Genomic DNA, 22,687 nt, shown 5'->3' with positions numbered 1-22,687 from the left:
AATGACACAAAGCTAGGCAGCCGACTCATAAAACTCGATCCACAGTCTGACGGATGCCAGCTTGATCATCGATAGGAAGTTGCGTGACGTCTTTTCGTATCGGGTTGCTATACGGCGGAACGAGGCTTTCAGCCTTCCAAAGAAGCGCTCGATCTTGTTGCGCTCCCGGTAGGTTTCTGCGTCGAATTCGGCGGGGAGCTTGCGGTTGGCCTTGGGAGGGATCACGTCGATTGCCCCTTGTTCCCAGATCATGTCCCTGATCCAGTCTGCGTCATATGCCTTGTCCGCCAGCACATGTTGGCCAGGTTGCAGGTTGTCCAGGAGCGTTTTGCACGGTGGCGCGTCATGGGCTTGGCCGGGCGTCAATTCATACCGGATCGGCAGCCCGTCCTGATTGGTAAGTGCATGTATTTTCGTCCCTAATCCGCCTCGTGAGCGACCTAAACAGCGGCGCGGGTCTTTTTTTGAGCGTAGTGGCAGAATGATGTGCGCGCACGCTGGTTCCATCAACCATCACCATGTCCACGTTATTCGCGTCGGCGATGGCCTCCATGATCCGGTCCCAGTGGCCTGCATAGCTCCAACGGTTGAAGCGGTTGTAGACCGTGGTCGGTGGTCCGTATTGCTCTGGTAGATCAGCCCAAGGGATGCCGGTGCGCAGGACGTAAAAAATGCCGTTGATCACGCGGCGGTCATCAACACGCTTTTTGCCTCTTGTCTTATTGGGCAAGACCGCCTTGATGAATTCCCATTCAAGATCGCTCATGTCTGATCGCGCCATTTGTATCCTCCCGCCCGATGTTCGCTCGGGAGTGAATCACAAAACTATGCAACCAAACAAGAATTAATGGGTGTGCTGCCTAATGAAGATGATCCAAAAATTTAGCCAATCGCATTGGGGGATTGTGTGCTTTCACTGGCAGTAATTGGATTTCAGGCAATGATCGCCGCGTCTCTGGTTGTGGCACGGATTCTGGGAGCCGCGAACAATAAGCCCGATTGGCTTTTGTGGGCCGCATTCGGCTGGACCGCCTTCACCTTTGCCTTCGTGTTCGCGTCCCCACTCATCCTCTTGCAACTCGTAGTGATTTGGGGCGTCACCGCGTGGATCAAGCCGAAAGACGAAGATGAGCCCAGCCCTCCCAGTAAGCTGGAAACGCTGACCGCAGACGACGAGAACTGGCACCGATATTTCCAGCACCATTGCGAATCTCCGGCGGAAGTCGCCTTTCTCGACGCTATGGTCGAAGCCTTCAATCTCACACCTGAAAAGGGCCGCTTGCGCGGCGGCGGGCTGACCTTGCAGTTGCAGGTGCCGGTGATGAATTACCGCCTAGATTTCCTGATCGACGACGGCCTGATCGTCGAAGTCGATGGCGCGCAATGGCATTCCTCGCCCAAAGCCATCGAGCGCGATGCCGAACGAGACAAAGCGCTTGCGGCGAAAGGCTATGAAATCCTGCGCATTCCCGCAAAAGTCACACTTTACAAGCCCGAAGACGCCATCAGGCAGGTTCGCCAAGCGCGCTCAGGTTGGCTGGCCCACAAGGCGAAGGCGCGCGCCAGCTGCGCGCAAGGAGCGGATGGAATAATGGCCGACCACAAGCGGCTCACGCAGGTGCCTAAATTCGGCGTATCGGGTCTCGTGGCCTCTGTTGGAACTGGCATAGATCGCATGGGGGCGGGGGTAACCAAGTTCAATGCGCAAATGGCACGGTTCAATGAGCGCGCTGCGCAAAGGATAGAAGAAGATCGCAACCGTGTGGCTCAAGAAGCCGAGGAAGAAATGAAACGCCTTCAAGCAGAACTGGATGCCGATCCAGAGCTTGCGAAGATGTTCGATCAGCTATCGGCAGAGTTTGGGGGCAAGCGCTGACGCCCGCCAGAAACCCCACAATCGCTCGATCCTTGGCGTCTCGCTCATGTGGATTTTCCGGCTACCGTTACACACACCGGCCCCGCCTGACATCGCCCTCCCACATGGCAGGGGAAGGCGGGGGCGGCGGTAGAAACCCCAAATCAAGGAACTTGGAAACCCCGTCATCAGCAGCGCAAACCCGCCCCGCAGGGCGCATGAACTTAAGCGGAGCGGTCCGGCTCGCCGGATAAGTGGTAGTGCGTTACCACTTAAAAAGTGGGAAATAGGTCATGATGGATCAAGTTGATCCAAAGCCGGGCGCGAGCATTTGCGCCATCCGCCTGAGACGCTTACACATTATCGCAACCAATTTCATTTTCCGAGCCTGATCCATGTTCAAAATCGACCCTGCCACCAACCGCCTGTCGCGCCTGAAACACCGCAGTTTTGGTGAGCTTGGCTTCCGGGAACGGGAGAACCTTCAGGAATGGCTGATCAGTTCGCCCGATGCCTTCGGGGAAGACCTGCTGATCATCCAGAAGGAATTCGACGGCTTCGACGAGACGCGCGAACGGTTGGATCTGCTGGCGCTCGACAAGAACGGCCAGCTCGTGCTGATCGAAAACAAGCTCGACGATTCCGGGCGGGATCTGGTCTGGCAATCGCTGAAATACGCGGCCTATTGTTCCAGCCTGAAAACCAGCCAGATCATCGAAATCTTCCGCTCCTACCTCGACCGTCACCATGGCGGCACGGGGAGCGAGGCCGCCACGATCATCAGCGAATTCCTCGACGGGGCCGATCTGGAGGAAACCGTCCTGAACGAGGGCAACAGCCAGCGCATCATGATGGTCGCTGCGAATTTCCGTAAAGAAGTAACGGCCACGGTCATGTGGCTGTTGGGGCACGGGCTGTCGATCCAGTGCTTCAAGGTGACGCCCTACAGCCTTGGCGACGAGCTGATCCTCGACGTGCAGCAGATCATTCCGACGCCGGAGGCAGAGGAATTCATGATCGGGATCGCCGGGAAGGAAAAGAGTGAGGCGCAGGCAGCCGGGGCCGTGCGGCGCAGTCACCGACTGCGGCTGGAGTTCTGGACGGAAACACTCGCCGCCCTGCGTTCGGCGGGCCAAACGCGATACGCGAATATCAGCCCGTCGAAGGACAACTGGATTTCGACGGGCTCTGGCGTATCTGGCTGCCACTATTCGCTTATTCTGTCGAGCAAAGAGGTCCGTGTTCAGTTGAACCTTGAAAGCGCGGAGCGTGATCAGAACAAAGCGATTTTCGACGCGCTCGAAGCGCAGAAAGCCAAAATCGAGACGGCATTTGGCGGGGCGTTGAAGTGGCTTAGGCTTGACGACAACAAAGTCAGCCGGATTGTCGCCGCGCATGACTGCGACGGCTTCAACAAAGACAGCTGGCCCGAGATGATTGCTTGGCTGGTCGATCACCGTGCGCGGCTGGAGAAGGCGATCTCCGAAGACCTGAAAACCGCCGCGCGCAAGCTGAGAACCGTTGCGATTGAGGATTGAGCAGCTGCGCTATGCCACCCGGCGCAGGGTCACAGGCCATTCGATCTCATATGCTGCGATCCCTGCGCTTTGTGCCGCCTCGCGCACTGTCGCCGATATACGCTCAGCGATCAGCACGCCGTTCAGTTTGCCAAAGGCAAATTCGTCCTTCTGACCCAATGCCAGCAGGTAATCTTCGACCTGCCGAACGGCATCCGCATTGGCTTCGGCTCGTTTGATCTCGATCACCAGCCAGTCGCCCGATTGCGGATCCTGCGCCAGCACATCGATCCGGCGGGAGTTCAGCCCGCCATCCACGGGGTATTCGTCCTGCACGACTGCATGACGGGTCGCGAATGGCGTGTCAGCCCATTGGTTCAGGATGGCCCGCTGAATGTCGTATTCGGTGGCGAAACCGGCATGACTGCGCTCGGTGCGCCCCAGATCGAGCACCCGATGGTCAAACCCGCGCAGGGCCGCAAGGGTCGGCAAAACATGCTCGCGCGCGACAACCAAGTGCCCGGCCCCCTTGTTCCGTTTTTCGAAGGTTAAGGGCAGCCCGAGTGCCAAGAACTGCTCGTGATACTTACCGTTGAACACCCCATGGCCAAAGTCGCCACTCACAGGCCGGATCGTGTCTATGGCCAAGGCCCACTGCTGATGCTCTGATGGCGAGAATGCCAGATAGACGACACCGCGCCGGTTCGGCCAGCGCGCATTGCGGCGCGGGTGATCGGTGCGGATCATCCAGTGCAGGCCTGCCGCCATTGCGGTCTCAACAAGCTCGATCACAGGTGCCGTCAGGCACCAATCGCGCGCGACATAGGCCTCATCCCCCTGCCGAACGAGTAGCCCTTCTTCGATCTCTTCCAGCAAGATACCGTTCGGGAATTCGAACTTCTTCATTCCGCGTCGAACCCTTTCTCGATCCAGAGAGATCTGGCGCGCTGCTTGACGCCTTGCGCGATGGTCTGCACCAAGTCTTCGGGAAAGTCCTGAGGCATCCGGGCAGCCGTTTCTTCCAGCGCCCCCTCCACACGCCCGGCAACCTCTGCCAGAACCTCCTCCGCCAGCGCCACACCGAACCCCGCCCCCTTGGCAGCTTGCAGGAAGTGACGCGGCACCACCTCGTTAATCCGGTAGTGCCCATCCACCGCCATAGCGAGGCGCATCCGGTTCTGGCGGATCTGCCCGTCATCGACGGCCTTCTGCGCACTCAGCACATCGTAAAGGGGCGTTATGCGGAAGCCGCCGGGGCGCAGCGCGATACTGAAGTTCTTGGCGTGGCCGTCCGTCGCGCCCAAGAGCCAGAACAGCACCTGCGCGCGGAAGAAGGCGCGCTGATCGGCCAGCGCATCATCGCTGCCTGCCAAAAGGCCAATGCCCTCGGTGATCCCCGGCCCGCCGTCCATCTGGTATTTCTGGCTCGGCGGCACAGAGAGGGCCTGACAAAAATCCTCCTGTGGCAGGCGGATGAGCCGCCCGTCACCGGTCCAGCGCCGGTCAAACCGTGTCACCACAAGGCTGCGCACATCTTCGAAATCGACGATCTCGACCTCGGCGACATCCGCGCCCATGGCGCGGCAAAAGCTCATGCAGAAGAACTCATTTTCGACACTATCCGACAGGTTGATCCCGTTTGGCAGCACCCCAAGCTGGGTCTTCAGGATATGGGTCGTGGGCGTCAGGCCCGAGGGCCGGACCCATTCGCCATTGTGGCGCAGCAGCGCGGTTTTCTCCTGCGCGCCCGCTATGGAAATGCGGAAATCATCGTCTTCCTCAAGGCCAAGCGGGGCGCTCGCCAGATTGCGCAGCAGGGCGGCAATCTGGGCATCCGTGACCGGCTCGCCCTCCAGCCCGTGCGCCTCGGATACCTCGCCCGAGACGAATTGCAATGCCCCCACACAGTCGCGCCCGATCTTTTCCAGCATGTTCCAAGCATCGGTGCCACCCGCGCGCACCCGCGCTGCCACACGCTCACGGATCGCCTGATTGTCGGGCAGAAGATTTTCCAGATAGGCGATGACCGGCGCGCCCTGATGTGCCTCTTCGCGCAGGGGCAGCGACAGCGAGATCGGCATGGCATGTTCCCACGCCAGCCAACCCGGATCATAGGCAAAGCTGATCGCGCCGGAGCTGGCAAGGCGCAGATGCCCCACCAGCCGCCCGTTCAGAAGCGCCTGCATCGTGCCGCTGCGCCCGCGTTTCGTCATCAGAAGATGTCCTCAATCTCGACCGAGCCGCCACGTTCGACCAGCCGGAACTCCAGCCCGAGCGCCGCCATGACAGCCAAGAGCGTTGCCAGCTTGGTGCCCGCATCGCCGTTTTCCAGCGACGAAATCGTCGCCACGCGCAGATTGGTGCGCGCGCTGATATCGCCCTGCGTCCAGCCACGCGCCTTGCGCGCGCGCCGGATCGCTTCACCGATCTGTTCGGCCGTTCTGGCTGAGAGGTCCATGACGCGACTCCTTTTACGGCAGAGCGTAAATTAAAACGAATTACGCTTCAACGTAAAATTTCATAATTTACGCCGCACCGCAAATCATACATCAAGCGCTCGTCCGCGGTCCGCCAAGCGCCGATAGACAGGTTCCGCCGCTCGCAACTCCTCGGCTTCGCGCTCCGCCCGCGCTTCCAGATCGACCAGCTCCGCCGATCCCAAGCACAGCCGCGCGGTTTTCACATCCCATTTATGCCCGCCATCCTCGCGCGTCCAATAGCGCAACAGATGCGCCTCGACGGTCTGAACAATGCGCTGCAACAGCCGCCGCATCAGTTCGGAAATCCGCTCAATCATATCGAGGCCGATGCCCGCGCCGCTGATCTCCTCGGTCAATGCCGCCGCGACATAGCGATCGGGGTCCGGTTCGGCATTACGCAGTTCCGACAGGAAGCGGCTTTGCTCGGGGTAAAGCCGCCCGTCGCGTTCCGCCCGCAGCGCCGCGCGATAGCGGCCCACGACCATGCGATGCAGGTCATAGGCCTGTTCCTCTGCCTCGCTCAGATCCTCCAGCAGCAGCCCGTGATAGGGGCCGCTTGCCGCTTTGGCCCAGAGGAGCAGCGCCTCGCTTGCGGCCTTGGCTTCGGCCTCTGCCCGCGCGGTGGCTTGCCGTTTCTCGACCTCTACCGCCGCCATGGCGGCCTGATGCGCGGCCCGCTGCTTTTCGCCCTCCGCGCGCAGAATATCGGCATGGATGTGTTTGCGGCGGGTTTGATCTGAACTCTTCCCGCGTTCGATCCGCAGATCGAGGCGGTCCTTGCACCACGCATTCCAGCTCGACTGCATCGCCTGACCGGAATTCTTGGCCTTCATCGCTTTCCGCAGCTCTTCCTTCGCCATCCGCGTCGAGATCGTCAGCACCTCTTTTGCCGCCGCGTTCTTGCGGGTTTTGCGGCGCTGCATCCGCACCGGCACGACCACCAGATCGACATTGCCGCTGCCTTGCTCATCAAGATCAAAGCGCGTGTGAATGACCGCGCCTTCGCCCGCCCAGCTTTCTGCCCAAGCCTTGGCCTCATCGAACAGCCGCTGGATGCGGTCGTTCTCAGCCGAATGCGCATCGCGCCCGTCCTCTTCCAGCCATTCCCGCGATACGCCTACCAGCATGTGCAGGGCCAATGACGCACCACCGCGTTCAACCGCGCGGGTCTCTTCCTTGTGCCGCTTGAAGGCATCCCAGAGGTCGCAACCGCCCGCGTTGATACCCGATCCCATCTTCGACCATGCCAAGGGGTCAAGCTCACGGACGCGGCGCAGCAACGAGGTCTTGTCGAGCCGCTTGGCATGGGCCTCGATCCCACCCATCGACGTTTTCCCCGTCGATCCGGCCTTCACATTCGCCGCGCGGACGAAGGATTTGAAGCTACCCCCACTCATGCTGCGGCCCTCGCTTGGGGCTGCCCAAAACCGGTGGCCAGAAGGTCTGCCCGAAACGCTGGCCAATCCGCACGCCGCAAAGGTGGCTTAGCACACGGCAAGAGATATCCTCTCTGACCTTCCCGCATAATCTCCTCGACCAGCCGATTCAGGTCGCGACCAAACATGTCACTGCAAAACTCTCCCCAGCATTTCCCAGCCCATGAAAACTGCGCAACGAAGACGGAGGCAGAGCCTGCGCGCGGCGGGGCGGATGGCTTGCCATCCCGCCGATCCGGCCCGCCCGCGCTTTTTTGTTCAAAGGATTGTTCTTTATAGGAAGGCTCAGCCATGACCCCTTTTTCGGTCACAGGTGATCCCTTTTCCTGCGCCTGAAGGCTCGGTGATGAACCCTTTTTGCGGATACGGAATGGAATGATCTTGCAGGGAGATTTCAGCAGGTAGCGGGTGAAGTTTCCGGCCCCACGCCCCTCTGTGCGATCGAGCCACCCCAAAGCGACCAGCTCACGGATCGCCCGCTTGATCGTCGCAATGGACAGCTTCAGATACTCCGCCAGCGTTGTCAGCGCGGGGCAAATCTTGCCCGTCTCATCATTGGCGAATTCAATCGCCAAGGCGGCTGCGACGTTTTTCGTCGATGCGGCCACCTCGGGCAGTTGGAGCACGGCCTTGAGCCATTCGAAACGGTTGAGCTCAGCCATGGCTCCCTCCCGTCATCGCAGAGGTTGCGGGGGCAGCCCGAGGCGTGATAATCTCCTGATCACACAGGATGCTTTTCGAAGAGCATTGAACCCCGATTGCGCCCGCCAGCGCGTCGGGGTTTTTCTTTGGTCCATCCCCGATCTGGTGTTTCGCAGGTTCACAAGGCGTTCTGCCTATGTCCTGCGAAACTTTTTCGCCAAGTGTTTGAGCGTCTGAGAACTTCGCCCAATTTAGGTTCTGGCGCCGCAAGGCGTGGGGGTTCAAGTCCCTTCACCCGCACCAACCTATCCCATTGAGATTAAAGAAAACCCTTGCATCACAGGGCCTTTGCCCGTTTCAAGGTTACAACTTTGGTTACAATCGGGGTCATCATGGCGGGCAAGGTAAAACATCTAGTCAACCGCGGAGGGCGGTATCACGCCCGGCTTGTGGTTCCGAAAGACCTACGCGGAATCGTCGGCAAGACTGAACTGCGCGCCCCTCTGGGCGGCGACCATCGGGATGCGCTCAAGCTGCTGCCGGGCGCGGTGGCCCAGCTTCAACACCGGATCGCCCGGGCTGAGCAGCAAGCCGGGGAGGGGCAGGTGCCGGCCGTCCCGGCGCGCTATCCGCTTGCTCCGGCGGAGATCGCCCTGAGCCACTACATGCAGCGACTGGCCTTTGACGATGAGCTTCGGAACGATCTGCGTTATGCGGCGGTGGGCATTGATAATCTTCTTGTCAGCCGGTATCGTGAGGCCGTGGCGGGAAGGGCCGACGATGCGGAGCTAGGCGCGCTGGTGGGTGCCCAGATCGAGCGTTTTCGAGCCGCTGGCAACCTTGATGCCAAACCGGGAAACCCTGAGCGGCGCGAGATTGCCCGTGCCCTCTGCCATGCCGAGCTAGGAGCGCTGGCACGGGCCGCTGAGCGCGATGAGGGGCATCCACGCCATAAACAGAGCCCACGCAGGTCGCTGTGAGGATGGGCGTCGCCGGGCACGATATTCTGCGTGATTGCTTGGATCTGTTGTGTGTTGTCGAGCAGCCGCTCGCCAAAATCAGTGAGGACGACGCCACGCGATGAGCGCGCAAAAAGGGCGATTCCCAGTATTGTCTCCAATCGGGCGATGCGGCGGCTGACTGTCGCGGGATCAAGCAGTAGCGCATGTGCGGCCTGCGAAATGCCACCATGGTGGGCAACGACAGCAAACACCCGAAGGTCGTCCCAGTTCATCCAACTTGCCCATGATATTTTTCATGCAACTGCCCATCTTTCTGTGATGGCTGTTGGTTTTTTGCAAGGGTTCATCTGTAGCGCTTTCTCCCGCGTCTTGAACAGGTGCGCCCTGCGAATGTACTGTCCGGGCACCGCTTGGTCTTGTGCCGCAGCATAGTCCACCAAGGACGAAGAAGGGTTGAAAACGCGGTTTCTAACCACGCAGATTCACCACCTTTGACTCGGACTGCGGTCAACACGGTCTGATCGATCACCAAACCCTTCCGGAACTACGGGTATCGCCATGTCTCGACCGAGACGTGGCATCGCCGGGTCAGGTTCGGAACCCGTGGATCTGCCAGCAGGTCGCGGTACAAGAGGCAAGCAGAGGGCGGGTCACTGGGCAGAGCGAATACGTCCTGAACAGTCAGGCCAAGACCTGGGGCGTACGGCGCTTGGCCGCCGCCGGATGGCCTGCATTCCGGCGCCGGTTTGCCACCGTGCGTCTGGACACCGCGACCCCGCGTTCCGCCAGCCGCTCGGAGATTTCGCTGTCGGTCAGAGGGGCGGTCTTGTCTTCGTCGCTTATCAGCTCCGCGATCATCGCGGAGAGCGCTGCTGCGGGCACCTTCGATCCGTCGCCCTGTTCGGTGCCGCCGCGCGCGAAGAACGCGCGCAGGGGCATCCCTCCGGACGGGGTCTGAAGTAACAGGCCGTTGCGCACCCGACCGACGGTGGTTTCATGCAGCCCGAGTTCTTTGGCGACACCGGCGCAGCTGAGCGAGCGCAGATGCGCCGCGCCGTGATCCAGGAAGTCCCGTTGAGCCGCCAGAACATGGGCGGCGACCCGCAGGATCAGTGCGTTGCGGCGTGACAACGTCCGGTCGATCCAGCGCGCCTCGGCCCGGGCGGCGCGATGCTCGGCCCCTGACAGGGGCTCGACCGTGATCTTCGCGGCGGTCTCGGCGTTCAACTCCACCTGCCACTTTCCCTGTGAATCGCGCGTGGCCATCAGATCGGGGGGGCGGCGCAATTCCGGCGTCGCGTCGAACCGGATGCCTGGCTTCGGATCGAGCCGGCGCAGGCGGGTAACCAGCGCCGCGAGAGTTTCGGCGTCGACCTCGCATGTCGCCATGAGCGCCTCCGTGTCGCCCTGCGCCAACTGGGGCAGCGCCTGCAACAACCGGGCCATTGGCGGGCTGAGCGCCTCCTGATCCAGCAATTGCAGCCGCAGGCATTCGGCCAGAGACCGGGCAAAGAGACCGGCGGGTTCCATTTGCTGAAGCCGTGCAAGGATCTCCTGCGCCTTGCGGATGGAACAGGCGGCCTGCCGCGCGATCTCATCGAGTGTGCTGCCCAGCCAACCGCTTGGCTCCAGCGCCTCGGAAAAAATCGTGGCGATGCGGATGTCCTCGGCGGTACGGAACAGCAACCCGATCTGGCGCGTCACATGCGCATAGAGCCCGTCGGCCTGCGCGGCCAACCGGTCGACCTCCTCACCGCTGCCCAAGAGGGCCGGGCGCCAAGCTCGCGGCGCGGCGCGGGGGGCTGGGTCAGGGGAGGGCAGCGCGACCTTGAGGCAGGGGTTGGTCGCCGCCTGCGTGATCAGGTAGCCGGCCAGATCAGCGTGATCCATTTGCAGCAGCCCCATCGCCTGCTGCATCACCTGCGACATGCGTTGTGACGTGCTTTGCTGCAGGCGAAGCCCGATCATTATCTGCCTCTCCTTCGCTGCTGTGGTAGCCTTCCTGAAAGATCAGCCATGGCGTCGGGCCTCGCCCAGAAAACGCGGCTGAATCACGAATGCCTCTGACGCCAACCCGGCGTTGGGGGTCAGTGGCAACCGTTCGGCCAGCCATGCGCGGGTCGCCAGATCACGTCGCGCCGCCGCCTGGCGTAGCGCCGCGCGATCGCCGGGCACATCGTTCAGCCGGGTTCGGATTTGTACCTCGTCCTCAGCGGTCAGATCCTCGCCGATAAACACCAGTCGCCCGCGCCGGTCTGCCAGCGGTCCGGTCTTGGGCCAGTCATCCAGCCGGACCGGCGCATAGGCGGTTTCTTCAACGCATTGCACGGCCATCGGGACGTCTAGGCCGGGCAGCGCCACCAGCCCTTTCACACGCAGGAGCTTGCCAGCCCAATCCGACAGGATCTCTCCCAGTGCGACGGAAAATCCGCGCCACCCGGGGGCGGTGTCGAAAGTGACGACGAAACTGCGGACCCGGCCGCTGTGCGGTGCGGCATGTGCCATAGACCCGACTTCGGCCGGCGTCGGAAGCGCCACGAGCCCGTGACCGACCTTCGCCGCAGTGGTTCCGCCTTTCCACAAGGGTCCGCCCAGCCAACTGTTCAGATCATCCGGCCTGTCCTCCGTCGCGTAGAGGCCGCTTGCAAACAGATCCTCAGGATCGGCGGCCCCATGATCCAGGACGACCCGCTGCGCGGTTGGATTCAGCACCGCAAGCGCCCGGTCCACTGCGTCGCGTTCCACCTGTCCGGCCAGATCGCATTTCGACAACAGCAACCGGTCCGCCATGCTGATCTGCACCACGGCCTCGCGGTGGCGGTCAATCTGGTCGCGCGCGCGGGTCGTATCCACCACCGTCAGGATTCCATCACAGCGATAACGCGCCGAGACCTGCCGGTCCTCCATCAGTGCCCGCAGCACGGGTCCCGGGTCGGCCAGCCCCGTCGTCTCGATCACCACCCGGCTCACCGGGGGGATTTCACGTCGTGCCATGCGGTCGTGCAGACGCATCAGCGCGGCCATCAGATCCCCCTGCACGGTGCAGCACAGGCAGCCCGAATCAAGAATCACCAGCGCATCATCGATTCGCTCCACAAGGTGGTGATCGATGCCGATATCGCCCAATTCGTTGATGAAAACCGCGACACCGGCCATATCCGGCCGACGGACGAGTTCGTTCAAAAGAGTGGTTTTCCCGGCCCCCAGAAACCCTGTCAGAACCGTGACCGGCACCCGTCCACCGGCCTGCGGTCGCATCGTTTCGCCCAGGATGAAATCGTTCCTGTTCATGTTTCTCCTCCCTCTCTTCCCATAGGGGAAGCAGGTTTCTTACCGTTGCCGCCTGAACGTGATAGTGCAAGCCCTTGGCGAACCTGGTTGCTGGGACCTGCGCGGGCAGGCGTCCGGATACCGGACGGCTGCGTCCGGTATCCGGACGGGTGGACGGGCCGTACCCTGGCGCCAGGTCGCCACCGGGACAAGGCACGCAAGGGGGGATCGGTCGCGCGAGGGGGCCCAGCCCGAAGTGATCCGGCCCACACCTCTTGGGCAGCCACCCGATCCGGTGCGATAGGGCCCTGATCTTCAAAAGTTTTGTGCAGATCGCAAACGGTGGTAGTCTGCCGCCCAGTGGACGGTGCGCGCCCGGATGACGGGCGCCGAAGCCGGGCGCAATGCTCTTGGGAGGGGGCGCGTTCGGCCTCGAGGGAACACCAGGATCCGCGATCAAGAGGAGGAGACAGCGAGTGCCTGGTACCGCTTTGCAGCAGAGACTTTCTCGGCCTGAAAACGATGCACAGATACGGGCGTCCTGGGAGAGATTCATGGACGGGCAGGAGGTCGGGTCGGACGCGCTGCGTCGGCTGATCGACGATTCATGGCAGCGCTGCCTTGGCGAGGTCGATCCGAAACGGGACGGCGCACCACCGCCGGCACAGGGGGATGCGCTCTATGATCTTCTGACCGACAATGACGAACTGGTGCAAGCCAGCAGCGCGGTCACGGCCTCGGCCCGCGACTTCCTGTTTGAAACCGGCACGGTGATGGTCCTGACCGACGCGACCGGCGCGGTGCTGAACGTCGAGGGGGACAACTCCCTGCGCGACCCGACCGAGGCGATCCACCTCATGCCCGGCGCGAACTGGAGCGAGCAGGCCACTGGCACCAATGCCATCGGCACCGCGCTGGAAATTGGCCAGCCGATCCAGATCCACTCCGCCGAACACTACTGCTCGGGTATCCAACGCTGGTCCTGTGCCGCCAGCGTGATCCGCGAACCCTCCAGCGGGGCGATCATCGGTGCCCTCGACCTGTCCGGTCTGAACGAAAGTTACAGCCGTCATACGCTGTCTCTGGCGATTACCGCCGCAGGACGGATCGAGAACCGCCTGGCACAGCGGGATCTCAAACTTCGTTATCGTCTGCTTGACCTTTGTCTCGACCGGCTGCGGTCGCCGGGACGGGATGGCGTGATCGTGTTCGACCGCACCGGCACGCCGATCAAGACCAACGAACGCGCCGCCGCCCTGATGACCGAACTGGCCAAGGACCACGATGGCCGGGACATGGCAATCCGGGATCTGACAATGCCCTGGCGCAAGGGGCAGATCGCGCCAGAGAACATGCCCGACTGGGTTGACCGCGACTGGATCGAGCCGATCATGGTCGACGGACAGCGGCTGGGCGCTGTGCTGGTGTTGCCTGATCGCTCGGCCGTGGTGCAGCGCACACCCTGTCGGACGGTATCGCGGGGGACCGCAAAGGTTGATCCCTTTGATCGGCTGAGCGGGCAGGCACCGGCCTATCGCGAGGCGGTCCGCCGTGCGCGGCTGCTGGCCAAAAGCCCGGCGCCGGTGTTGCTTCTGGGCGAAACCGGGGTGGGCAAGGATGCCTTTGCCCAGGCCCTGCACGAAAGCGGACCAAAGGCCGACGGACCGTTCGTCGCGGTCAACTGCGGCGGCTTCTCGCGCGAGCTTTTGACCAGCGAACTGTTCGGTTACGCCGAGGGGGCATTCACCGGGGCCCGGCGCGGCGGCATGATCGGCAAGATAGAGGCGGCGGACGGGGGCGTGTTGTTCTTGGATGAAATCGGGGAAATGCCGATTGACCTGCAACCGCATCTACTGCGCGTTCTGGAGACCGGAGAAGTCTATCGCATAGGCGAGAACGCGCCGCGCAAGGTGAACCTGCGCCTGATCGCGGCCACCAATCGCGACCTCAAGGCGGCAGCGGCGGAGGGGGCCTTTCGCATGGACCTGTTCTACCGGATCGCGGTGACGACGCTGGAACTGCCGCCCTTGCGGGCGCGGGTAGGGGATCTGCCGGTGCTTGCCGCGCATCTCCTCAAGGAGATCGGCAAACGCTATGAAACCGCCCCGCCCGAGATTGATCCGGCGCTTCTGACGGCGCTCGGGTCGCACGACTGGCCGGGCAATATTCGTGAGTTGCGCAATGTGCTCGAAGGCATGTTCCTGGAAAGCGGCGGTGACAGGTTGGAACCCCGGCATTTGCCGCAGGAGTTGCAACAGGCGGAGGCGCAGGCCGTCGCGGTGCAAGGGCTGACGCCGCTGCAACTGGCCGAGCGCGAGGCGATCCTTGCCGCCATTGCGCATAACCGGGGCAACCTGACCTCGGCGGCGCGTGATCTCGGAATCGCCAAAAGCACGCTTTATGTCCGCCTCGACAAGCTGGGGCTGAAAGACGGGGTGGAGCAACTCCGGCAATGATGCGCGAAAAGGCACCCCGAACCCGGGATGCCGGTCCGCCAAGAGGATCCGTCGGGGTCGGAGCGGTCAGGCCGGACCCCCCTGAAGCCGTGACACCGCGTCCAGTACGGCCTCGGGTGGGTGATCCACGGGAACCTGCGCATAGAGGAATTGCGCCGGGCCCGCCTTTGGCAGCTCTCCACCAGAGAAAAGCGCCGCACTGATGTCGCGACCGGTGACGTTGTCGCCCTCGCCAATCACGGCGTCGAACCGGGCCGCATCCTGTAACGCCACGCCGCGCCCCACCACGGACCAGCGGTAGTGCCGTGCGGCGTTCAGCAGCGGGCCATAGCGATCCGCCGGCCCCGGCGTTTCCTCTTCTTCGATCAGGAGGCCACCAACCGGCCGTTGCGACACGCAGCGGATGAAATCGGCGACATACATCGCCGCGTCCTCTGTCGTGTCCGCGTCGACGGCGGGCTCTCGTCCGGCCATCCGCTGCGCCTCTGCCAGCCAGGCCCCCGGGGCGGGCGTCGACAGCACCAGCGGCACCTGCCCTTGCAGGTGGGCGCCAACAGCCTCGGCCACTTCGTCCAGCAGGGCACGCGGACCTTCTTCCTCAAGCATGCGCCGCAAGGGATAAGTGGCTCGCCGTTTCGAGCCCATCTCGGCGGCCAGCTCCGGATGGTGCGCCAACCAGGATCGGAACAGATCGCCGACATTCACGACCGCCACGTCCGAGCGCAGCAGTCCGCGGGCCTGGGTAAAGAACGACAGGTATTTCGCCGCGCCCTCGGCCCAGGGGTCGCCCTCCGCGCCCAGCAGAAGCCGCCGGGCATAGCCCGACGACTCCAGCCAGACCCGCAGCGCCTTCGTGCCCGTGGCGTCGGGCAGATCATCTGCGAGATGCTGACTCATTGCTTTTCGTCTCCTGCGACACCGGCGGCCGTCAGGCGTGCCTCAAGCTCGGCGATGCGGACATCCTTGGGGTGCATCATGTAGTTGGGCCGGGGCTCATCCGCGCGACGGGTGATATCCGGAGCGCCCATGTAAAGCGTGTCGATGTCATCCCCCCAGCACCCGAAATAGGGCAGGTGCGCCGGCGGCTTGGGCTGGTTCCAATCCTTGATGAACTCGGCATAGGGCACCGAGCGTGCGATGCGAGCCTTGCGTTCCTCGGCGCGGGCCTGTTCGGTCGCCTCGAAGTCGATGGCAAGCGTTTCGGGATCAAAGACCACCTTGTAAAGCCGCGCCGCCACTTCGGCCGACATCAGCCCCTCTTCGATGTCCTTCACCACGTTTACCGGGTCACGTTCCAGAAGATCGCCATAGCCCGCACCGGCACCCTGGCTGATCATGAACAATTCCCCGCGCTTCGATATCTCGAAGCCCATCCCCATGTGATGGGTGCTGTACTTGGCGTTGTCAAAGGGCTGCTCGTTCATGATCTCTTCGATCGAGTGGCGGAATTTCTCCGGCTGGTTCATCAGGACATCGTAGACGTCCACATCCTTGACCTTGCACAGCGGGTAGGTGCCGCAGGCATAGCCGCCGAACAGACCCTGCAACGGCGGGATCTTGGCACCCTCGGCGGTGGTCATGAAGCCCCACTGTTCGGAGTCCTTGGTTGCCACCATCATCGAATAGCCCTGGCCGCCGCGAAATTTGCCCGGTGCAATGGCGTCGCGGGTCATCTTCTTGGACACCAGTTGCAGGAAGGGAACCTCCTCTTCGTTCAGTTCCTGTTCGCCGATGTCGGCCATGGTGGCAAAGATCGGCGCCAGCGCGTGTTCGCCATCGCGGTCCGATGTGGCGCCCGCCCCCATGCCGTTAAGGTCGGCGCAGAGGTTGCCCAGGGTCTCGCCATGCTGGCTGACACCGCCCCAGATGAAGGTGTTGATCATGTTGAAGGTCGGCGCATGCACCTTGGTGAACTTCTCCGGGCAGGAGTAGAGGAACTTGGCCACCGCATGCTGCCCGGCGGTGAAGCCGGTAAAGATCGACATCAGCGATTGCGAGTTCGGTGCATCATAGGAACAGTTCACGATCGAATGCGGATCGGTGATCACCTCAATCGGTGCAAAGGCCGCCTGTCCGCGCGGCAGGTCCGGCCAGACATAGCACAGGAACACCTGCGCCAGCATGCCCTTGAGACCGGCAACGATGGTGTTGGTCGCCCGGTTGGTGAATTCCGGGCTCGAACCACGGAAATCAAAGATCAGCCGGTCGCCGGTCTTGGTAAGCTTGCAGTTGATCTTGACCACGCAGTTCTCGCGCAGCGTCGAATCCTGGATGATATAGCTGCGCACGGTCATGTCCGGCCATTCGGAAATCCGCCGCTTCACCTCGGCGCGCACGTCCTCCATGGTCAAGCGCAGGGTCGAAACCAGCGCCTCCGGCCCATCGGAATTCAGTGTCTCCTCGATGCGCTGCTTGATGCGCAGGCAGGCGAAAAGTTTTACCTTCATGTCCTCGTATTGCAGTTTCGGCTCGCGCACCGAGTTCTGCAGGAAGGTCAGGATGTCGCGCTTGATCTGGTAGTTCTCGACCACCTTGAACGGCGACATCTTCAGCCCTTCGTCGCTGGGGCTTTCGGCCATCGAGGGCATGCCGCCGGGCTCGATCGCGCCGTTCTCGCCCTCGTGCACGGTCGAGGCCACCCAACACAGCAACTTGCCGTCATGAAAGATCGGCAGGATCATCGACTGGTCGGTGTTATGGACGTTGCCATAGCGGCTGTCGTTGTGGATGAACCCGTCGCCTTCCTTCACGCCCACCGTGGGATCGTTCATCCAGTTCTTGATGATGAACTTGATCGGGTGGTGGACCAGCGCCGAAAAGATCAGGACGCCGCCCGCCGAGGCAATGGCGAGATCGCCGCTGGCCGAATAGACGCCGGTGATCACGTCGCCCCATTTGGCGCCGGGGGCCGCCCCCATCTGTTCGACCATTTCAAAGCCTTCGTCGCAGCCCGACTGAAGCCGGTCGCGGATCTTGGCGACGATATGGGTGTCGGACACCTTGGCGATGGCCGCGTTCTCGTCCTCGGTGCGCGGCATCAGGTCATGGTTCTGCATGATCTCGGGATCGGGCCCGAGAAACAGCGTGGTGTCATCAAGGAACTTCTTGATGAGGTTCATTTCTTCCAGCGACGGGGCCGTGGTGCTCATGTCTTTCATGTCTGTCTCCTCCTGTCGGATTACGCGTGCGTTCCGGCGCCCCTCCTGGCGCCGGAACTGACCGGTTTAGTGGCGGATGGCCGGGGTTTCGTTGCGCAGGAACCAGGTTGCGCCTTGTTTCGCCGCCACCAATGTCCAGCCCGGATTGACCAGAAAGGTCGTGACCTCCGAGGTGACGATGGCGGGTCCTTCGATCTCAACCCCCGGGTTCAGGTCCGTGCGGGTCCAGACCGGTGTGTCGATCGGCCCGTCCTGTCCGACGAAATGGCAGGTGCGGCGGCTGGCCGGGGCCGGTGCGGCGCTGCGCTCCGCCTTGGGCAACGGCTTGATGTCCTCGAACTTGACCGTTTCGTGCCGGGCATATGTCGCCACGCGGATGGTATTGATCCGGATGCCCGCCTCTGGCGCCTGCGACCCTTCGCCAAAGCGTTTGCCGTAGTCGGTCGAGAACTGAGAGATCATCGCCAGAACGTCGGCGGGACCGTGCAACTCGTGGGTGGGTACCACCGCCGTGGTCTGCACCAACTGGTTGCCATAGCGCATGTCCAGTTCAAGATCGTGGCGGATATCTTCGGGCGCAACACCCTGACGCAGCAGGTCCTGCCGGCCCTTTTCCTTCAACTCGGCAATAATCGCGTTGAAGCGGTCGTAGTCGTCAAAGATGTGGCGGGTGTTGCTGTCGTAGAGCACCAGATAGAGCGACTGCTCGTGAATATGAAGCTGGTGCATGTTGCCCGCCCCGACGGCCGAGAACACCGAAGACAACGGCGGCGCGAGGATCTTGTCGATGCTGAGATTCTGCGCGATGCCGCAGCAATGCAGCGGGCCGTTGCCACCATAGGCCAGCATGGTGAAGTCCTTGGGGTCATATCCCCGCGCGCGCAGCTCGGTGAACAGCCCGTTGGCCATGTTGTCGTCGACCTTTTCACGGATCAGCTTGGCCGCCTCGATCACCTCGCAATCGAGGTCGTCGCAGATCGTGTCCTCGATCGCCGCCTTGGCCCGGCGCGGGTTCAGCGGGATCGAGCCGCCAGCGTAATTCTCGGGGTCGAGATAGCCCAGCAGCAGGTCGGCATCGGTCACCGTGGGTTTCATGCCACCCCGGTCATAGCAGGCCGGACCGGGATCGGATCCGGCACTTTCGGGCCCGCATTGTACGGTCTTATACATCCGGTCATAGGAGGCGACCGAGCCGCCCCCGGCCCCCAGTGTCACTAGGTGGACCATCGGAACCGACACCAGCCAGCGGTCGATCACCGGGTTGAAGTCATAGTGCTTGACCCCGCCCTCGACGACGATGCCGATGTCATAGCTGGTGCCGCCCATGTCGGTGGCGATCACGTTGCCCAGTTCGGCCTGCAACGACAGGTGCTCGGACGCACCGATGCCGGACACCGGGCCAGAGTGGATGGTTTGCAGGGCGTCCGTGGAGTTGAGCTGCGCCATGCCACCGGAGTTGTGGATCACCAGCATCGGTTTGTCATAGGTATGCGCGCGCAGGTTCTGCTCGAGCTGCGACAGCGCGTGGTACATGGTGGAGTGGAGATACCCGTCGACGATGGCCGAGGTAGAGCGCACGTATTCGCCCTTACGTCCGGCCACTTGGTGCGACAGAATCACCGGGATCGCGCCCAGCAGGTGCGAGGGGTATTCCTCCAGCAGGATTTCCTCGATGCGCTGCTCGTTCACCGGGTTCACCACCGAGTTGACCAGTGCGACAACAATGATCTGCGCGCCACGGTCGACCAGTTCGCGCAACTGGCGCCGCACGTCCTCTTCGTCCAGGGGCATCACCACATTGCCCTGGAAATCCAGACGCTCGCGCACGCCGCGGATCATATGCGCCTCGACCAGCGGGTCCGGGCGCTGTGCATTCGGCATGTCCTGCTGTCCGAGGGTGTCCAGCCCTTCGCCATAACCGCGCGCGCGGCTCAGCGGGACGGTGGCCTCGTAACCGGCGGTGACCAGCATTCCGACCTTGGGGCCCTTATGCTCGATCAGCGCGTTGGTGCCCAGCGTGGTGGCATAGCGCACACTGTCCACCTCAGTCAGGACATGTTCCAGATCCACGTCAAGCACGTCGCAGGCCTTGCCCAGAGCCTCGTTGAAGCCCATGGCCAGGTTGTGATGCGTGGTCAGTGCCTTGGTTTCGATATACTGCTCGCCCCAGACGACGAAACAGTCGGTGAAGGTACCACCGATATCAACGGATACGCGTTTCATTCTCGCTCCCTGTGTCTGCCCGGGGGCCGTCCTCCTCGACGGTCGCTCCCGGTGGTGTCCGTCCGCCCGCGCCCCGCAGGGCACCGACGGACATGTCATGTGAAATGGTCAGTGGGTATGGGCCCGGCCCGCCACCACCGAGGGGCCGGCATCGGGCAGCATCTCGGGGCCGCGCGCGGCCCATTGCGCCTTGAGCGCGGCAACATCGACCTGTATGTCCCAAAGCGGCGGATGGCCGGGGATGGCATATTCCGTCTCGACCTGCGTGCCGCAGGAGGGGCAGCAGAATTCCAGGATGCGCACCCATTCCGGGTCAGGGCTGAAGGTGAACTTGTACTTGTCCGGATCAATCACCGGCGGGTGGATCTCACGCGGGTCACGGTTATGAACCAGAAGTCCCTCCTTGTAGTTGCCTTCCGCCGGCGCGATCACGTGATCGCAGACGCGGCATTCCCACTTTTCGGTTTCAAGATTGATGCGCAGGTATTCGGTCATCGGTATCTTCATCGGTCTTACTCCTCCCGGTCCAGAATGACGTCGCCGGCCTCCGAGACGACGAGCGTCCAGCCCGCAGGCACGCGGGCGGTGAAATAATCCTCCTCAAGGATGGCGGGCCCCTGCGCGTAATCGCCCGGGGTCATCGTGTTCAGATGATAGACCGGCAAGTCGATCCGGCCCTGCTCGGGGACCAGCACCTTGCGGGTATCGGCGGGCGTTGCCTTGGTCGCACGATGGACAGAGACCGCATCCCCGCCGCCGTGACGCAGGCCCTTGACCGCGTTGAGTTCCAGCTCCACCGCCGTGGCCGAAGCCAGCGCTTGCGGGAACTCGGGCGATCCGTCCAGATCATGCACAACGTCGCCCTCGGGGGTTTCGGCGACAAGGCGGGCGGTGACGGTATAGCTGCCCTCGTCAAAGCCTTCGGCGAACATGTCTCGCGCGGCCTTTTTCGTCAGCGTGTCGATTGCAGTGCGCAGGGTCTCGCTGTCATGGGTCTCCAGCCCCACGACATAGCGTTGCGACACGTCGCAGGTGCCGATTCCAAAGGCCGAGAACACCGCGGCCATCGCCGGGATCGCCACCCGTTTGATCCCCGCCTTTTCGGCCACGCCGCAGGCGTTGAGCGGCCCAGCGCCGCCGAAGGCCATCAGCACCGTGTCTGGCGAGATCTGGGTAAAGCGATGCAACTCACCCGCGATCTTGGTTTCAAAGGCATCCGACATGGCCAGTACGGCAGCGTCCAGATCAAGGCCCAGCGGGTCGGCCACATTGGCCATGACCGCCGCCTCGGCCCTGGTCGCGTCAAGTCCCATGCCGCCGCCGAAATAGGAGGCCGGATCAAGCAGGCCCGCCAGCAGGCTGGCATCGGTGATCGTCGCCTCCTTGCCGCCGCGCCCGAAACAGGCCGGGCCAGGCAGGGCGCCGACGCTTTCAGGGCCGATGGTGATGGTGCCGTCGGCGCCTTTGAACACCGAGCTACCGCCGGCCCCGGCGCTGGAAATCTCGCACAGGGGAAAAGAGACGCTGATCCCCTCGACATTGCCGCGCCGGATCTCGGCGACCTTGCCGTCGGTGCATTGGCCGATGTCCGTGGTGGTGCCGCCCACGTCGATCGAAACGGCATCGCGGAACCCGTAGAGGCCGGAGAACGCCTTGAGTCCCTCCATCCCGCCACGCGGACCGGAGCTGTAGGTCTTGATCGCAACCGTTTTGGCCACGCGCGAGGCATCGCCGTCATTGCGGAAGATCAACAGCGGGTTCTTGGTTCGATAGTCCCGCAGCCGGTTCTCGGCCTGGTAGAGAAACGCCTCCATCGAGGTATGCAGGAAAGAATTGATCAGGGCGGACCAGGCGCGCCGTTCGGGGTTGCGGTCGACTGTCAGGTCGGATGCATAAAGCACCGGCACCGCGCCCAGCAGGTGACGCGGATATTTCCGCAGCACGATCTTTTTCACCACGTCCTCGGCGGCATGGAAATCCGATCCGCCGAAACAGACCACCAGCCGGTTCGCCCCCTTGGCGGTAAGCTGGTTGATGGTCTTGACGATCTCGACCTCGGCCTCGGCGGTATCGAGCACGGCGGTGTCGAAAAAGGCCACGCGATTACCGACCAGCGCGTCATAGACATCCGGATCATGGGCCTGCAACGCCTGCGGCAGATCGGCAGAGGCGGCGTCGAGCACCAGCCCCAGTTTCGGCCCCTTGCGTTCGCAGATCGCATTGGTTCCCTGCGTTGTCGAATAGCGGATCAGCTCCACCTCTTCGAGAAGCCGCTTCACATCCTCGGCGCCGTAGAGGGTCTCGGACGCCTTTTGCAGACCTTCGAAAAAACACTTCGACAGGTCATAGGGCGTGGTCAGAACCTTGGTCTTTTTCACGCCGTCATCCGACATGATGCAGACGTCGGTCAGAGTGCCGCCGTTATCGATATTGATCTGAAATGCCATTCCGCACTTCTCCTCCCGTTCCTGTTACGCTGGCCAAGCGGCCCCGACGGCGCAGCCTGTGCGCCGGGTCCGATCCTTGAGCGAACGAGTCTCCTGTCCCGTCCGGCCTTCTGACCGAGCCTGCCCAGAGGAGAAGCAGGAAGCTTACCAATATCGCGATATCTGGGGGAAATTTCAGGGAGGCCCTTGAAATTAATGGAAATAAAATATGCGAAGGCATTACCCCGGAACTCCGGGATTT

General features: G+C 62.4%; 17 protein-coding genes and 1 pseudogene. 4 read left to right on the top strand and 14 right to left on the bottom strand.

The genetic code is table 11. From position 1 onward, the window contains the following. Nucleotides 1-12 precede the first annotated feature (12 nt). Nucleotides 13-781, bottom strand: a protein-coding gene (locus ABWV23_RS11845) for an IS5 family transposase (RefSeq protein ID WP_353347931.1) whose coding sequence is annotated in 2 segments (ribosomal slippage) — nt 13-460 and nt 459-781 — 771 coding nt in all. Because the reading frame shifts where the segments join, the coding sequence is not laid out codon by codon here. 159 nt (nt 782-940) lie between these two features. Here ABWV23_RS11845 and ABWV23_RS11840 point away from each other — a divergent pair. Both ABWV23_RS11840 and ABWV23_RS11835 read left to right on the top strand, forming a co-directional pair. Beyond that, nucleotides 941-1,876 carry an endonuclease domain-containing protein gene (locus tag ABWV23_RS11840; RefSeq protein WP_353347929.1) on the top strand — a complete coding sequence of 312 codons (936 nt, stop codon included), beginning with the start codon at nt 941-943 and terminating at the stop codon, nt 1,874-1,876. Nucleotides 1,877-2,250: 374 nt separating this feature from the next. Then, on the top strand, nt 2,251-3,393 hold the full coding sequence (locus ABWV23_RS11835) for a DUF4268 domain-containing protein (RefSeq protein WP_353347927.1): 1,143 nt from the start codon (nt 2,251-2,253) through the stop codon (nt 3,391-3,393). A 9-nt stretch (nt 3,394-3,402) separates the two neighbouring features. Here ABWV23_RS11835 and ABWV23_RS11830 read toward each other — a convergent pair whose 3' ends face one another. From ABWV23_RS11830 to ABWV23_RS11810, 5 genes are all read right to left on the bottom strand, one after another. Then, on the bottom strand, nt 3,403-4,278 hold the full coding sequence (locus tag ABWV23_RS11830) for an endonuclease NucS domain-containing protein (protein WP_353347925.1): 876 nt from the start codon (nt 4,276-4,278) through the stop codon (nt 3,403-3,405). After that, nucleotides 4,275-5,585 (bottom strand): type II toxin-antitoxin system HipA family toxin, encoded by a 1,311-nt coding sequence (locus tag ABWV23_RS11825; protein ID WP_353347923.1) that lies wholly within the window; start codon nt 5,583-5,585, stop codon nt 4,275-4,277. Before ABWV23_RS11825 ends, ABWV23_RS11830 begins: the two co-directional genes overlap by 4 nt. Then, a complete protein-coding gene (locus ABWV23_RS11820; RefSeq protein WP_287262640.1) occupies nt 5,585-5,830 on the bottom strand; it encodes a helix-turn-helix domain-containing protein in 246 nt (81 codons plus the stop codon). The genes ABWV23_RS11825 and ABWV23_RS11820 overlap by 1 nt, the downstream gene beginning before the upstream one ends. Nucleotides 5,831-5,914: 84 nt before the next feature. Beyond that, the gene (locus ABWV23_RS11815; protein ID WP_353347921.1) at nt 5,915-7,177 is read right to left on the bottom strand and encodes a plasmid recombination protein; all 1,263 of its coding nucleotides are present in this window, start codon (nt 7,175-7,177) and stop codon (nt 5,915-5,917) included. Between the two features lie 68 nt (nt 7,178-7,245). Then, nucleotides 7,246-7,950, bottom strand: coding sequence for a helix-turn-helix domain-containing protein (locus ABWV23_RS11810; RefSeq protein ID WP_353347919.1), 705 nt, complete (start codon nt 7,948-7,950; stop codon nt 7,246-7,248). 372 nt (nt 7,951-8,322) lie between these two features. Here ABWV23_RS11810 and ABWV23_RS11805 point away from each other — a divergent pair, with 372 nt between their 5' ends. Then, a complete protein-coding gene (locus ABWV23_RS11805) occupies nt 8,323-8,910 on the top strand; it encodes a DUF6538 domain-containing protein (protein ID WP_353347917.1) in 588 nt (195 codons plus the stop codon). 80 nt (nt 8,911-8,990) lie between these two features. On the opposite strand, the pseudogene ABWV23_RS11800 reads toward ABWV23_RS11805, so the two are convergent. From ABWV23_RS11800 to ABWV23_RS11790, 3 genes and pseudogenes are all read right to left on the bottom strand, one after another. Then, a pseudogene (locus tag ABWV23_RS11800) lies at nt 8,991-9,164 on the bottom strand (helix-turn-helix domain-containing protein); the annotation flags it as partial. A gap of 409 nt (nt 9,165-9,573) precedes the next feature. Continuing rightward, nucleotides 9,574-10,860, bottom strand: a complete 1,287-nt coding sequence (rpoN, locus tag ABWV23_RS11795) for an RNA polymerase factor sigma-54 (RefSeq protein WP_353347915.1) — start codon at nt 10,858-10,860, stop codon at nt 9,574-9,576. Between the two features lie 42 nt (nt 10,861-10,902). Then, on the bottom strand, nt 10,903-12,183 hold the full coding sequence (locus tag ABWV23_RS11790; RefSeq protein WP_353347913.1) for a CobW family GTP-binding protein: 1,281 nt from the start codon (nt 12,181-12,183) through the stop codon (nt 10,903-10,905). 455 nt (nt 12,184-12,638) lie between these two features. Between ABWV23_RS11790 and ABWV23_RS11785 the strand changes: the two genes are divergently transcribed. Beyond that, on the top strand, nt 12,639-14,618 hold the full coding sequence (locus ABWV23_RS11785) for a sigma-54-dependent Fis family transcriptional regulator (RefSeq protein WP_502901650.1): 1,980 nt from the start codon (nt 12,639-12,641) through the stop codon (nt 14,616-14,618). A gap of 66 nt (nt 14,619-14,684) precedes the next feature. Here ABWV23_RS11785 and ABWV23_RS11780 read toward each other — a convergent pair whose 3' ends face one another. The 5 genes from ABWV23_RS11780 to ABWV23_RS11760 form a co-directional block, all read right to left on the bottom strand. Continuing rightward, entirely contained in the window at nt 14,685-15,515 is an 831-nt protein-coding gene (locus ABWV23_RS11780; RefSeq protein ID WP_353347909.1) for a hypothetical protein, read from the bottom strand. Beyond that, nucleotides 15,512-17,776 (bottom strand): hydantoinase B/oxoprolinase family protein, encoded by a 2,265-nt coding sequence (locus ABWV23_RS11775; RefSeq protein WP_353347907.1) that lies wholly within the window; start codon nt 17,774-17,776, stop codon nt 15,512-15,514. Before ABWV23_RS11775 ends, ABWV23_RS11780 begins: the two co-directional genes overlap by 4 nt. Before the next feature lie 66 nt (nt 17,777-17,842). Further along, entirely contained in the window at nt 17,843-19,999 is a 2,157-nt protein-coding gene (locus tag ABWV23_RS11770; protein ID WP_353347905.1) for a hydantoinase/oxoprolinase family protein, read from the bottom strand. 108 nt (nt 20,000-20,107) lie between these two features. After that, nucleotides 20,108-20,506 (bottom strand): acetone carboxylase subunit gamma, encoded by a 399-nt coding sequence (locus tag ABWV23_RS11765; RefSeq protein WP_353347903.1) that lies wholly within the window; start codon nt 20,504-20,506, stop codon nt 20,108-20,110. 5 nt (nt 20,507-20,511) lie between these two features. Continuing rightward, nucleotides 20,512-22,446 (bottom strand): hydantoinase/oxoprolinase family protein, encoded by a 1,935-nt coding sequence (locus ABWV23_RS11760; protein ID WP_353347901.1) that lies wholly within the window; start codon nt 22,444-22,446, stop codon nt 20,512-20,514. Nucleotides 22,447-22,687 lie beyond the last annotated feature (241 nt).

It is taken from the genome of Aquicoccus sp. SU-CL01552 (assembly GCF_040365005.1).
Taxonomy (GTDB): Bacteria; Pseudomonadota; Alphaproteobacteria; order Rhodobacterales; family Rhodobacteraceae; genus Antarcticimicrobium.
Note: the sequence above shows the minus strand (reverse complement) of the source record. Positions and strands in the feature narration are given on the sequence as shown.